Source organism: Spiroplasma endosymbiont of Thecophora atra, from assembly GCF_964019735.1.
Lineage (GTDB): Bacteria > Bacillota_I > Bacilli_A > Mycoplasmatales > VBWQ01 > Spiroplasma_E > Spiroplasma_E ixodetis_A.
Window position 1 is genome coordinate 314,681 of the sequence record NZ_OZ026464.1, and the last position, 13,986, is coordinate 328,666.

14 protein-coding genes and 4 tRNA genes are annotated in these 13,986 nt (G+C 24.7%); 6 read left to right on the forward strand and 12 right to left on the reverse strand.

All coding sequences use genetic code 4. The annotated features are described in order from the left end of the window. Nucleotides 1-9 precede the first annotated feature (9 nt). The gene (metK, locus tag AACL05_RS01780) at nt 10-1,185 is read left to right on the forward strand and encodes a methionine adenosyltransferase (protein ID WP_422397364.1); all 1,176 of its coding nucleotides are present in this window, start codon (nt 10-12) and stop codon (nt 1,183-1,185) included. Between the two features lie 18 nt (nt 1,186-1,203). Further along, nucleotides 1,204-1,875, forward strand: coding sequence for a copper homeostasis protein CutC (locus AACL05_RS01785; RefSeq protein WP_338962034.1), 672 nt, complete (start codon nt 1,204-1,206; stop codon nt 1,873-1,875). A 57-nt stretch (nt 1,876-1,932) separates the two neighbouring features. Here AACL05_RS01785 and AACL05_RS01790 read toward each other — a convergent pair whose 3' ends face one another. Then, nucleotides 1,933-2,598 carry an ankyrin repeat domain-containing protein gene (locus AACL05_RS01790; protein WP_338986370.1) on the reverse strand — a complete coding sequence of 222 codons (666 nt, stop codon included), beginning with the start codon at nt 2,596-2,598 and terminating at the stop codon, nt 1,933-1,935. A gap of 296 nt (nt 2,599-2,894) precedes the next feature. On the opposite strand from AACL05_RS01790, the gene AACL05_RS01795 reads away from it, so the two are divergent. Further along, complete coding sequence (locus AACL05_RS01795) at nt 2,895-3,944, forward strand: hypothetical protein (RefSeq protein ID WP_338962036.1); 1,050 nt, start codon at nt 2,895-2,897, stop codon at nt 3,942-3,944. A gap of 118 nt (nt 3,945-4,062) precedes the next feature. On the opposite strand, the gene AACL05_RS01800 is transcribed toward AACL05_RS01795, so the two are convergent. The 4 genes from AACL05_RS01800 to AACL05_RS01815 all read right to left on the reverse strand — a co-directional run bounded on the left by AACL05_RS01800 (nt 4,063) and on the right by AACL05_RS01815 (nt 8,219). Next, nucleotides 4,063-5,025, reverse strand: a complete 963-nt coding sequence (locus AACL05_RS01800) for a 3'-5' exoribonuclease YhaM family protein (protein ID WP_338962038.1) — start codon at nt 5,023-5,025, stop codon at nt 4,063-4,065. A 14-nt stretch (nt 5,026-5,039) separates the two neighbouring features. Then, nucleotides 5,040-6,722 carry a phospho-sugar mutase gene (locus AACL05_RS01805; RefSeq protein ID WP_338962040.1) on the reverse strand — a complete coding sequence of 561 codons (1,683 nt, stop codon included), beginning with the start codon at nt 6,720-6,722 and terminating at the stop codon, nt 5,040-5,042. A gap of 168 nt (nt 6,723-6,890) precedes the next feature. Continuing rightward, complete coding sequence (locus AACL05_RS01810) at nt 6,891-7,220, reverse strand: hypothetical protein (protein WP_338962042.1); 330 nt, start codon at nt 7,218-7,220, stop codon at nt 6,891-6,893. A gap of 48 nt (nt 7,221-7,268) precedes the next feature. Next, nucleotides 7,269-8,219 carry an IS30 family transposase gene (locus AACL05_RS01815; RefSeq protein ID WP_338960236.1) on the reverse strand — a complete coding sequence of 317 codons (951 nt, stop codon included), beginning with the start codon at nt 8,217-8,219 and terminating at the stop codon, nt 7,269-7,271. Nucleotides 8,220-9,217: 998 nt separating this feature from the next. Here AACL05_RS01815 and AACL05_RS01820 point away from each other — a divergent pair. Beyond that, nucleotides 9,218-9,445, forward strand: coding sequence for a hypothetical protein (locus tag AACL05_RS01820; protein WP_174481002.1), 228 nt, complete (start codon nt 9,218-9,220; stop codon nt 9,443-9,445). Next, nucleotides 9,445-9,642, forward strand: coding sequence for a hypothetical protein (locus tag AACL05_RS01825; RefSeq protein WP_338962045.1), 198 nt, complete (start codon nt 9,445-9,447; stop codon nt 9,640-9,642). Before AACL05_RS01820 ends, AACL05_RS01825 begins: the two co-directional genes overlap by 1 nt. Before the next feature lie 53 nt (nt 9,643-9,695). Here AACL05_RS01825 and AACL05_RS01830 read toward each other — a convergent pair. From AACL05_RS01830 to AACL05_RS01845, 4 genes are all read right to left on the reverse strand, one after another. Continuing rightward, nucleotides 9,696-9,769 (reverse strand) — tRNA-Gly (locus AACL05_RS01830). A 642-nt stretch (nt 9,770-10,411) separates the two neighbouring features. Then, complete coding sequence (locus tag AACL05_RS01835) at nt 10,412-10,540, reverse strand: hypothetical protein (protein WP_281749467.1); 129 nt, start codon at nt 10,538-10,540, stop codon at nt 10,412-10,414. Nucleotides 10,541-10,545: 5 nt separating this feature from the next. Continuing rightward, nucleotides 10,546-12,090, reverse strand: coding sequence for a sodium-dependent transporter (locus tag AACL05_RS01840; RefSeq protein WP_338962049.1), 1,545 nt, complete (start codon nt 12,088-12,090; stop codon nt 10,546-10,548). Between the two features lie 615 nt (nt 12,091-12,705). After that, nucleotides 12,706-12,987 carry a hypothetical protein gene (locus AACL05_RS01845; RefSeq protein ID WP_338962052.1) on the reverse strand — a complete coding sequence of 94 codons (282 nt, stop codon included), beginning with the start codon at nt 12,985-12,987 and terminating at the stop codon, nt 12,706-12,708. A gap of 1 nt (nt 12,988) precedes the next feature. Between AACL05_RS01845 and AACL05_RS01850 the strand changes: the two genes are divergently transcribed. Further along, the gene (locus AACL05_RS01850; RefSeq protein ID WP_338986153.1) at nt 12,989-13,588 is read left to right on the forward strand and encodes a hypothetical protein; all 600 of its coding nucleotides are present in this window, start codon (nt 12,989-12,991) and stop codon (nt 13,586-13,588) included. Nucleotides 13,589-13,661: 73 nt separating this feature from the next. Here AACL05_RS01850 and AACL05_RS01855 read toward each other — a convergent pair. The 3 genes from AACL05_RS01855 to AACL05_RS01865 form a co-directional block, all read right to left on the reverse strand. Continuing rightward, nucleotides 13,662-13,743: transfer RNA gene (locus AACL05_RS01855), tRNA-Leu, on the reverse strand. Nucleotides 13,744-13,808: 65 nt separating this feature from the next. After that, nucleotides 13,809-13,896: transfer RNA gene (locus AACL05_RS01860), tRNA-Leu, on the reverse strand. Between the two features lie 6 nt (nt 13,897-13,902). Next, nucleotides 13,903-13,977, reverse strand: a tRNA-Lys gene (locus AACL05_RS01865). Nucleotides 13,978-13,986 lie beyond the last annotated feature (9 nt).

Here is a 13,986-nt window from a genome sequence, read left to right on the forward strand (position 1 = left end):
AATATGAAATTAATACCTAATATTACCCATCCTCTTTTTACTAGTGAGTCTGTTGCTCCTGGTCATCCTGATAAGATTTGCGATCAAATTGCTGATGCAATTTTGGATGCTTTTTTAAAACAAGATCCACATGCCAAAGTAGCATGTGAGGTTTTTATTACTACAAATTTTGTTTTAATTGGCGGTGAAGTTCATAGTCACGCTCAAGTTGATTATCAAGCAATTGCGCGAAAAGTTATTACTGAAATTGGTTATATAAATGATGAAATTGGATTCAATGGTTTTACTTGTGAAATTAAAGTGTTAATTCATGAACAATCACCTGATATTTTACAAGGTGTTGAATTAAAAAATCATCAAATTGGTGCTGGTGATCAAGGAATAATGTTTGGTTATGCATGTCAGCAAACATCAGAATATATGCCATTAGCAATTGTTTTAGCACATGAATTAATTAAACGAGCTACAAAATTACGAAAGGAAAAAAAATTTAAGTATGCACTTCTTGATATGAAAGCGCAAGTTACTATTGATCAAGAAGACCCTAAAAATTTAAAAATACATACTATTTTAATGAGCATTCAACATCAAGCAAATTATGATGAAAAACAATTTAAAACGTTTATTCATACAGAAATTATGCAATATATTGCTAATAAATATCATTTAAATCTTGATTTTAAATATTTAATTAATCCAACCGGTAAATTTGTAATTGGTGGACCTGCCGGTGATACTGGTTTAACAGGAAGAAAATTAATGGTTGATACTTATGGTGGAGCTGCTTGTCATGGTGGGGGAGCTTTTTCAGGAAAAGATCCCACTAAAGTTGATAGAACGGGTGCTTATTATGCTAGGTATATTGCTAAAAATATTGTTGCTGCTAACTTAGCAAAGATTTGTGAAGTACAATTAGCTTATGCAATTGGAACTCCTGAACCAATTGCAATATTTGTTAATACTCATCAAACTATTATTTCCGGTTTAACAGAGGCAAAATTAACAGAAATAATTTATCAAGTCTTTGATTGTTCTGCTAGTGCTATGATTGATAAATTAGAGTTATTGAAACAAAATTATCAACAATTATCAACTTATGGTCATTTTGGTAGAAATGATTTACAATTACCTTGAGAGAAATTAGATAAAGTTAGTTTATTGAAAACTTATTTACCAAAAAAATAAGATGGGGAGAAATATTTTATGTTTTTAGAAGTAATAGCTACATCTTTAAAAGATATAGAAAAAATTAATAATTCTTTAGCTGATCAAGTTGAACTTTGTACTGCTATGGAATTTGGTGGTTATACTCCAAGTTATGAATTGATTGCTGAAGCATGTAAAATTTCATTGAAACCAGTAATGGTTATGGTTAGAAATAATAATAATAATGGTTTTAATGTTACTGATAATGATTTTAAAATCTTTAAAAGAGATATTGAATTTATTAAAACAACTCATGCATCAGGTATTGTTTGTGGTATTTTAACTAAAGATAATAATATTGATGTTGAAAGAATGAGTGAAATTATTAAATTAGCAAAGCCTTTAAAAATAACTTTTCATCGTGCTTTTGATGAAATTTTTAATAAAAAACAAGCTTTAGAACAATTAGTAAAATTAGGTGTTACTACAGTTTTAACGTCTGGTGGTCAAGATAATATTGTGAATAATATTAATAAATTTAAAGAATTAAAGAAATTAAATTTACCAATAAAAATTCTTGCTGGTGGTGGAGTTAATTTAGAAAATGTTAATGTTTTATTAAAAAACAGTATTAATGATATTCATGTTGGAAAATGTGTGCACGAAGATAATAATTTTAATAATCCTATTAATTATAAATTAATTAATAATATTAAAAATATTGCATAAATAATAAAAAGTTTTATAATAGATAAGCTTAAACATTTAATAAAGGTTACTGTTCTTTTAGTACAAAAAAACAGTAACCTTTATTGATGGTTTATTATTATAATTAGTTGCATTGATTTCATTTTTATTAGATTCTAAAGAACATTGTTTTGTTAAAATTTTTTCTACTTTTGTATGTTTTTGTTTTTGTGCTCTTATTAAAGCAGTTTCACCACGTAAATTTATTTGATTAATGTCAGCATCATTGGCTATTAATAAATCAACTACATTTAAATGGCCATTTTTGGCGGCCTTTGTTAAAGCAGTATTGCCAAATTTTGTTTTATGATTAACGTTAGCGCCGTTTGTTATTAAAAGATTAACTATTTCTGTGTGACCTTGTTCAGCAGCTAGTGTTAAAGCAGTATCTTTTGTACTATTTATATGATTAACGTTAGCGCCGTTTGTTATTAAAAGATTAACTATTTCTGTGTGACCTTGTTCAGCAGCTAGTGTTAAAGCAGTATCTTTTGTACTATTTATATGATTGATATCAGTATTATTTTGGATTAAAAATCTAACTATTTCAATGTGACCATAATCAGCAGCTGTTATTAAGTCACCCTCCATATCGAACTTATTGTTATCAGAATCAAATAGTAAAGTTTTAACTGTTTGTAAGTCACCTTCTTCAATAGCTGTTAAAAATTTATTTTTAGGAATTTCTTTATCTTCCTTTTCTAAATTAAAACAAAAAACCTATTTATTTTGAAATAAAGTAAATAGGTTAAAAACTTATATTAAATTTTAATAATATAATATCATATTTTCTTTACTAGTAATAGAAAATTATCATTTTTAATTAAAAAATAATTTTAAAATATATAAAAAAAGAAAAGAAATTTTTTAAAAAATTTCTTAATTTACAAGTATTTTTGCATATTAAAGTTATATTGTAAAATATTTGGTTTTCATATATTATTAATTCAAAATCTTTATTGGTTTTTAAATTAACTTATTATTTTTAAGCGAGGTAAAAAATGAAAAACTTAGTAAAATTATTATCGATCTTAACAATGTCAACACCAATATCATTATCAGTTGTTGCTTGTAATAATAACACAACACAAAAAACAGAATTAAAAGATAAAATTACTAAATTAACAACAAATATTACTATAGATGTTAATAAAAGTAATAAAAAATTAGATACATTAATAAATAATACAACAGAAGTTAAAAACTTAAATCCAAAGTTAGTTAACCCTGTAATTAAATATTTTAGTGATAAAGAAGCTAAAAATGATATAACTACTAAATTAGAAAAAGTTGGTGATTTATATATAGTTATTACTAGCAATAGTAATGATTTGAATTATCAAGGTTCAACAGCACCAATTAAAATAAATATAAAAGAACAATCTGATAAAACTGATTTAAGTACTATTACTCAATTAACTGGTTTAGACATTATTGCTAATCCAAGTAAAAGTTATAAAGAATTAATTAGTAATATAAATAGTTTTGATGAATTTAAGTCAACACCATTAGCTGCTGGTTATCAACTTCAATTTTATAACGAAAATAATCAAGAAATAACAAACAATAAACAAGAACTTGAAAAAGTATCTAAAATAGTTGTCAAAATAAGTAGTAATTCAAATGATCCAAATTATCAAGGTTCAACAATGATTGATATAACTAAACAAACAATTATTTCAGATATTGATATGCAAAATTATTTTGCAGAGAAAACTAAACCAGTAGCCAAATTTGCACCAGAAAATCCTTCAACTCCTGCTACATCAGATAAACAGCAGGCAATTGCAAATGTTACAGATAGTTTAAAAAAAATCCAAAAAAAATTTGAATATCTTACTAAGTCAATATTAGAAGGTATGTATAAGGAAAAAATTGATTTTAATAAACTTACAAATAAAAATGAAATTTATGATCTAAATGAAAAGCCGGTTTCTAATAATTGATTTGAAAATAAAGAAACAAAGAAACCAGCATTAATAATAATTTTTTATGGTAGTGTAAAAGAAGAAGATGGTTATTTCTTTCCTATTTGAATAAATATAACTTAATTTTATTCAATGGAAACTTAACTAAAATTAATTGAAAAATTACTTTAAAATACAAATTCCCTTTTAAATTAAAAAGGGAATTTGTATTTTAAATCTGAAAAAAATTCAAGTAACATTTTTATTTTTTTTCTTTTAAATTTTGATGTTTATAAAACATTCTATTTTCAATACTTGCAATACGAGCAGTTGATTCACCAACATTAATATTAACCAATGCTTCATCAATTGCATAGATTTTTGCATCTAAGTTATCTAAATGATGTAAAATTTCAGCTTCTATTGTTTTTGGTAAGACAGGTGAGCCATATTCATATTTACCATGACTAGATAATATTAGATGCTGTAATAAAACTACGATTTCTTCCTCTAAGTTAATATTTAATTCCTTACAAGCAAGTGTAACTTGCATTGCACCTAATGAAATATGACCAATCATTTTACCTGATAGTGTATATGAACTAATAGGATTATTATTTAATTCAACCATTTTTCCATAATCATGCATAATGATTCCTGCATATAATAGTTCACTATTAATATTACGATCATTATAAAGTGCTACTACTTGTTTTGCCATTCTTAGCATTGTTACTGAGTGTCATAATAAACCGCTTTGAACAGCATGATGCATTTTAACTGCTGCTGGTCATTTTTTATAATCATCAATATTTTTTTTATTAAAACATTGGATTAATACTTTTTTTAAAATTGGATTTTTAAATTCCTTTATTGTTTGACTAATTTCAGTTCATGCTTCAATAATATTAATTGGTGCTTGTGTAAGTAATAAATCATAATATTCACTAGGATTAGTAATAATAGTTCAATTATTAATTTTTAGTTGTATTTCATTATTATAATTAATGCTATTTGCTTCAATTTTAATTACTTGTCCTATTGTTAATTGTTCAATAGTTTCTTTGCTTACGTCTCAAATTCTTGCTGAAATTGTCCCAGTTTTATCTTGTAATTGTAAGTTTAAATAATTAGTATTGTTAGAAGCAACACCTTGAATTACTCGATTAATAATTACTACTAAACTTAAAACATTATTAGGTTTAATATCTTTAATTACAGTCATTTTTTAGTTCCTTTCTATCATTTTATATCTTTGATATTTAGATGTTTGATAGCTAATTCTTCATACATTTTTCTCATTTTTAATTGTGCATCATTAATGGTTTTATCAACACAAACAAAATAGAATTTAATTTTTGGCTCAGTTCCACTAGGTCTAACAGCAAATCATGAACCATCACTGAAGTAAAATTTTAGTAAATTTTGCGATGGCATTCCATGTAAACCAGTTTGATAATCTTCAACTTTAATTGTTTTAATATTATTAAGCGTTGGTATTTTACTAGTTCTTAATGTTTCTAACATATTATTAATAGTATTTTGTCCTGTTTTTCCTTTTAAAATAAGATTAACAGTATAACAGTAATAATATCCAAATTTTTGATAAATATTTTCTAAAACATCAACTAATGTTTTTTGTGAATTTTGATAATATCAAGCCGCTTCTGCTGCTACTATTGCTGATTGAATACCATCTTTGTCACGATTAATATCTTTAATAACATAACCATATGCTTCTTCAAAACCAAAAACAAAGTTAATGTTACGTGCTTTTTCTTTTAGCATTTCTGCACCAATTCATTTAAAGCCAGTTAACGTTTTAATGACTTGACATCCGTATGATTTAGCAATCATGTCAGATAAATTGGAAGTAACAAATGTATTGTACATAACGGGATTTTTTGGCATTGTTTTATTAAGTTGATAATGGCTTAATAAATATTCTAATAAAATTGGTGCTGTTTCATTACCTGTTAATAATACATAATCATTATTATGTTTTACAGCAATACCAATGCGATCAGCATCAGGATCATTTAAAATAATTAATGGTGCATCATGTTTTTTAGCGTGTTTAATTGCTAAATCAAATGTTGGTTTTACTTCGGGATTGGGTGACACCACACCTTTAAAATCAGGATCATAGTTAGCTTGCTCTGTTACTAAAATAATTTCATAACCGCATTGTTCTAAAATTGGTTTAACTCATTCACGACTAGTACCGTGTAGATTAGAAAATACAATTTTAAAGTTACGATTTTTAACTTGTGGATAAAACTGTAAATTTTTAATATCATCACGATAATTATCTTCTACTGTTGAAGGCACTTCTTTAATTAGGTTAGTATCATAATCGAATGTTAATTGAAAATCATCAGGCAATTGTTCCATTTTATTGCTAATTATATTGGTAACATTAGGAAGAAATTGACAGCCATATTGATCATAAATTTTATAACCATTATATTCAGGAGGATTATGACTGGCCGTAATAACAATTCCAGCAAGAGCATTAACTTTTCTAATACTATATGAAAGTACTGGTGTTGGTCTTAAATCATTATTTTTAAATAAAAAAACAGGAATTTTATGTTTGGCTAAAGTTTTTGCTGTTAACATTGTAAATTCTGCTGAAAAGTGACGATTATCATGAGCAATAATAACACCACGAAGTAAGTCTTTTTCAGAAAAAGCAGATTTTAAATATTGAATAAATGCGACAGTTGCTTTCATAATAATAATTTCATTAATTCTGCCGGTACCAACTCCAGTAATACCACGCATGCCAGCTGTACCAAATTCTAAAGTTGTAGTAAAAGCATCTTCAATTTCACTTTTAGACATTGTAGTTAATTGTTTTTTTAAGTGTTGTGGTAAGTTTTGCTTTTTTCAAATCTCATATGTTTTTAGTACATTCATTATTATTTCTCCTTTATAATAAAAAATTAAGTTTATAGGTAAATCATACTATAAAATAAGAAGAAAATAAATTTTAGTAGTTAATCTAAACATAAACTTTTAATTAAATAATAAAAAATAAAATTATTAAAAATTTCAATTTTAATCTTTAATAATTTTATTTTATTTTTATATTGATTGTGAATTGGTTTTATTTAGAATTGTTATTGGTTGTTTGTCGTTTTTAATAGAATTTATTGCTTTAATGTTTATTTTTTTATTTGGTTCTGAAGTTTTAATTACTTTATATAATGGTACTTGTTTGTTATCTTTATTAAGATACTGATCACTAGTAATAGTACCAACAAGCTTTTCATTATTATTTAGTAATATTTCAGCAAGAGATGTTGTTATTGGTAATTGTGGTTTAATTTTTCTTGAATTTGTTGTTGTTTTTTCTTTAAAAACTTGTTTTTCTTTTTCTGTTATAAGATTTTCTGTTTTTTTACTATATAGCACTTTTAAATATCTCCTTTTTTAAATGCTAAATTGTAAAGGTAAGTGCAACTAAATTATTTTTCTATCCAAATATTCGATTGGTGAAAGATAATTTAGTATTTTTCTTGGTCTTTGGTTTAAAGACAATATAAATTTATGAACTTCATTTTTATTAGTTTTTGAAAAAATAAATTTTTTAGGAAATTTTTCTCTAATTAAACCATTAGTATTTTCATTAGTACCTCTTTGTCAAGGTGAATATGGATTGGCAAAATAAATTTTTATATCTAAATTTTTTTCAAGTTGTTGTCAATTTGAAAATTCTTTGCCACGATCAAAAGTAATAGTTTTAACAATGTTTTTAGGAAGAATTGATAAATAATAACTAACATTTTTATTAATAACTTTAGTAGTTCTGTTTTTAACTAATATTGCTAAAGTAAATCGTGATACTCTTTCAACTAAAGTTATTAAACATGATTTGCTTTTACCTCGTGATGATACTATAGTATCTCCTTCTCAATGACCAAGTGTTATACGATCATTAACATTTATATCTCGTTCTTTAATTGATTTACCATTAAACTTGCCACGATTTTCTTTAGATTTTCGTTTTTTACCTTTTCTTCTTAAATTTTTACTAGTAACTTTATCAAGCATTCCAAAATAAATTCAAGTATAAATTGTTTTAAAACTAATAACTCACTCTTTATGAAAATTTTTAATTCTGCCATAAATTTGTTCAGGTGATCAACCTAATAGTAATTTTTGTTGTACATATTTTACTAAATTCTTATTTTTAAACTTATGAAAACTAATATGTGATTGTTTTCGATTTTCAGCTTTATTTTGTGCAATTAATGAAAAATAATGATTATTATCTTTATTTCTATTAATTTCTCGAATAATAGTACTAATACTTCGATTAAGATTTTTAGCTATTTCACTAATTTTAAATTTAAATTTCAATTGATTCTCAATATAAATCCTTTCATCTATGCCAAGATGTTTATAACTCATATAAAAACTCCTTACTTTTTTCTAAACTAAATTTAGCATTATGAAATTTTTATATGAGAATTTTTTGCAATTTTATTTACTTGCACTTACAAGTATAACTCAGCAAATTAAAAACCTATTTACTTTAAAATAAAAGTAAATAGGTAAAAACTTATATTAATTTTAGAAAAATTATATCATAGTATCTATATTTAATATAGATATTTTTTATTTATTCTTGTATTAGATAACTATTGTTTAATTAGAAATAGTTATTTCCTTAGAAGTTTTATAATTTAATTATTTATAAAAAATACATGTATAGGAAATTAAATATTAATACTTATATAAGTGTTAATTATAATTTTCATCAAAAGTATTATTTTTTATGTTATTATATATTCATAATTTAATAATTGTTCAGTCCTAATATAGATATATTTCTATGTTAGGATTTTTATTAAATTAAAGTTTTAAAGAAAAGGAAAAAAAGATTAAAAGAAATTCCTAAAGATAAAACTAAAACAAATTAATTAAAGTAGCAGTAAGCAATAGAACAGTTCTTGCTTATGCTTGAGACGCCAGATTAGTCAATAAGAAACATTGTGAGGCTGAGTTACAAATTATGAAACAAATAATTATTTTTGTTTCTATTGTTACACCTGACTATGTAGAGATGAAAAACTTAGTTAAAAAATGACAAAAACAAGTGAGTGATTTAATAAATAAAACTGAAGTTTCAATCAGTGAATATAAAAAATTTTGTTTTAAAAACAATTTCAGGACAATTATAAATAAAGATTGCAAATGCAATCTTTATTTATCTCTTTATATTAATTTTAAGTTATTAATTTTTTTATTGATTTTACTTGGAATTTCTTGTAAATGAGTTACAATTGTATTAAAGTTTTAAAGGAACTTTGGAACAAAATATTTTGGTTTTTTTATAGACCTCGTTTAAATTTTTGTATTTAAATTAGGTTTTTTGTTTTATTATATCGTTTAAAGGAGTGAGAAATATGAAATCACAATTTTATAGAGATGGAATAATTTATTATGCAATGAATTTGGAAAAGTGAGCAAATGTTGAAAATAAAACTTATTTTATAAAATATCATGATGTGATTTTAAAATTAACTGATATCATTAATTGTTATGATTTAAAAAATATTTCTGAAGTAAAAGTTTATAAGTTCTTAGCAGATGCTTTTAATAGTCGAATTTTAAAAGAAGTAGGGGATAACTAATGAAAATTAATTTAGAAGAATGCACAAATAATAAAATAAAATATTTAGAATCATTACCAGAAAGAACTAATGGAATGTATTTAGTTATGTATCCAGTAAATTCATGAGCAGAAATAGTTAATAAATGTGCTTGCAGTAATTCTAGTGATGAAGAAACAGCAGTAGTACTACAAACTAAAAAAGGTCCTAAAATATAAACCATTATAAAATAAAAAAAGGCGTATTAATTACGGCTTTTATTTTTTTATAATGGAGCGGGTGATGGGAATCGAACCCACGTCTTCAGCTTGGAAGGCTGTAATAATACCATTATACGACACCCGCAGTTATGTTAACCACCATGTATTTATATCATATTACTAAAATTAAAGTCAACTACTTTTGATAAACAAGTTAAAAAAAATTATTTTTTAATCTTTTTTTCAATATGTTTATTTTTTTTCTTTTTAAATAAAAGAAGTTTTTCTTTAAAGAAAAAAATACAAAAATAATTGAAGCTATAGCAAAAAAATGAGCAATTAATCATATAATTCAGAATTTATTAATATTTAAACTGAAAAGAAAAGTTGAACACAATATTGTGATAATTAGTGACAATATTAAAAATACTAATAAAATTTGTTTTTTATTAGTAACTCATATTGGCATAATAAAAATAAATAGAATTATACTAGTAATTGGTCAAATCATAATTTGAATTGAAGTATTCATAATTTTGGCAACAAATGAGTTTTGAGATTTAGGAAAAAAATTATTAGTCATAAACATTAGTCAAACTAAAAATAAAAATAAAGAAGCAATTGTTAAAGTTATTTTGCTAATTAATAAAATTTGTTTTAATTTATTTTTTTCCATTTCACTCACCATTTAATAATAAGTTTTGTAATCTGGCATTTTGATGCCAGATTACAAAAAAACCTAATTATAATACTTTATCATAAGTATACTAAAATATTTTAAAAAATATTATTCTTTGTTATTTTCTTTTCTTTTTTGTTTTTTATGACTTTTAAAATCCATTATGACAAAGAAAATAAAAAGACCAATAATACTTACTAAAGAAATTACCATTAAAATAATTGCTCCAACATCCATGTTTTTTAACCTCTTTCAGTTTTTGTTTTTATTTTAAATAATTTATTAAAACCATTATGAATATTTTTATGATAAGTTAAGATAAAAGTTAAAAGTAAAACTAATCCAACACCAAGTGTTAGACCAACTGTACCATAGACAAAATTAGCATTGAGAATATTAATAATAAAATCATAGATACCAGTAGCAATATTAATTAAAATTAAAATTGGTGCGATAATTAAAATTACTATTTTATATCCTTTTGTTCATTTCATTCATGAATTTTCATTATTATATAATTTTAATGTATCATATAGTTTTCAGCCATATGGACTAATACCAATTAATAAAATAAACCCAATTATTAGTAATCAAATTTGTGCTACTCAGATTGCTAGCCCATTAAACAGCGCTGGTGAATTACTAAAGGTAAATAATACTGATACTGCCATTGCTCCTAATAATGATATTGCTAATGCTTGTTTGCGCTTTAAATGAATTTCATATTCTAGACCATTTACCATTGATTCAACTTGACCAATTAGTGAGGACATACCCGCAAAGAAAAGTGTAACAAAAAATAATATTGCTAAAATATTTCCTAAAATAGGAACTTGATTATTAATAATAGCAAATAATTGTGGTATTACTTGGAAAATCAAAGCAGGACCTGCTTGAAATACATCTTTAATATCAGTTTTACCTTGATTTTGAGCAATTGCACCTATTGAATTAAAAACAATAATTGTTGTTAATATACCAATAACGCTAGTACCAAAGGCTACTACAAAAGCTTGATTAGTACTATCTTGTTTTTTGGGAGCATGAGCTGCATAAATATAAATGGTTCCTGTACATGTTGATAACATAAAGAATGATTGACCAAAAGCATCTTTTCATAATCCAGGATTTAATAATTCTTTAGCATCTAAATCAAACATTACATTTAATCCAAGTTTAGCACCCGATAATGTACTAGTATAAATTGCTAAAATAATAATCATTAAAAATAAAAATGGAATCATAATTTTATTGGCTTTTTCAATTCCTTTTTCAACACCACCTAATAGAATAATACCCAAAATAATTCATACACCAATTGTTGCAAGTAAAATCATTCAATTTAAGTTACCTAGGCTATTTAAATTGCTAATATCTTGATCATTTGTTTGTTGTAAAATATTATGATAAAAATAAGAACCTTTATTTAAATTAGAAGTAAAACTAATAATAATATTAATTAAAGTTCATCCTATTAAAACACTATAATAAGTACTTAGTAAAATAACGGTTGTTGAATGCAATCAAGAAAAAAAAGCACCCTTTTTACCTCCAACCTCACTAAAAAATTCAATATGATTTTTGCGATATTTATTACCAATTGTCATTTCAATAAATAAAACTGGTATTGCACAAATTACCATACATATTAAAAAAGGTATTAGAAAAGCACCATGATGGTTATAGATTTGAGTTGGAAATCCTCAAATACCACCTAATCCTACTGCCGAACCCATTACTGAAAGTAAGAATCCTAATTTTGAGATATTTAAGCGTTGTTTTTTCATATTAATAAATGACCTCCTTTATAATAGTTAATTATACAAAAAAAATATTTTATTAAAACCAATTTCAGTAAATAAAATTTTGCGATGTTATTTATTAATAATGTGTATTGAAAAATATATAGAAAATCAAAATTTTATTTTATTAAATAAAATGATATTATTAAAAATAAATAATAAGAAAAAAATAAGGGTTTTGAGTAAATTTTAAAAAAGATTAATAAAAAATAAAACTTTTCCTTATATAAGGAAATAATAAAAATTTATTTTTTAGTGTTATTAATTTAATTATTTAAGTTTTTAAAATTATTTTTCATAATTTTAATATTAATGATTATATTACTTTCATTTATTTAATATAGGGTTATAATACAAGAAGTAATAAATAAAGACTAGAGTTTAGCTCATATTTAAGGATTGTAATTCTTAATATGGGTGTTTTTATATTAATTTTATTACTTTAAATTATTTTTTAGAAAGGATGAAAAATATGGATTCATCACCAGCAAGAAGTTATTCTTCTACAGAACAATTATTACCAAATGATTTAATATCAACTAATAACTACTATAAGAGATGTATTACTTACTATTGGTAATTCAATGGTAACGGGGGTAACTATTTATTATATCAAGATGGAGTATTATCACTAGTACCAGCATTATGTTTTATGGTGGAAGGCACAGTTAATTCAAAAATTTCGTTAACTAATTTAATATTAAGATATCGAAATATTAATAATGTAAGGATTAATAATTTATTAACAGGAGTAAATTTTGCAACAGCACCATTATTACCACTAGTAGTAGCTTGACTTAACTGACCAACACCCAATCCAGATATATTACCTGTTACATATGCTTTTATTACAGCAGCAGCAGCTTCAAGTTTAAATCACATAGTGACAATCGCTAAAAAAATATCAGAATGTTGTGCACCTAATAATGAAGAAAATGTAATAAATCAACAACGTAATATATGACAAAAAATAGGTAATACAGCAGCAAGTTTATTAGCACCAATAACTATTGCTAGTGCAATTACTGGTGTTAGTCTTTTTGCATATCATGAATTAAGTAATCCAAATAATAATGATGATGATCAACCATTTTATAAAAAAAGATCAATTGCTTTTTGAGAAACAATAGCTGGTCTTGCAACAGTTGGTACTGGTTTATTAATAAATACTGGAATGGAATTATATGAAAATTGATGTGCGGATGTTAATAATTTTGATGAAGAAGATACTTATGAAAATGTTTCTAGCAGTACATCTTCGCCATCATCATCAAGTTCTGAAGATAGTGATGATAATACTTCATTATTAAATAAATCTTTTAATCCAGAAAAAATTAATAATGGAGAAGAAACACAATCAGTCATGTCAACTTCTCATGTTGTTGAAATACCTGATCCTAAACCACTTAATATAGCAACATTAAATTCTGAAGAACGTTTGCCAATTAAACAACCATCTTCAGAACGTCGATTATCAGTTTAATAATATTTAATGTTATAAAAATAAAAAGGTATTCTTTTAAGAATACCTTTTTATACTAATAATTTAATATTGGTGGTGCCCAGAGCGGGACTCGAACCCGCATGATTTCTCGGTAGATTTTGAGTCTACTGCGTCTGCCATTTCGCCATCTGGGCAAAATATAGTTTACTTATTTATAAAAAATGAGGAATACTTCCTCGTCATTAATAAATATATAAAATGGTGCCCAGAGCGAGACTCGAACTCGCACAACCTGTAAAAGTCATCGGATCTTAAGCCCGACGTGTCTGCCATTTCACCACCTGGGCATCAAATGGTGTCCCCGGCAAGGATCGAACTTGCGACACCTCGGTTAAAAGCCGAGTGCTCTACCGCTGAGCTACGAGGACAAATTAATA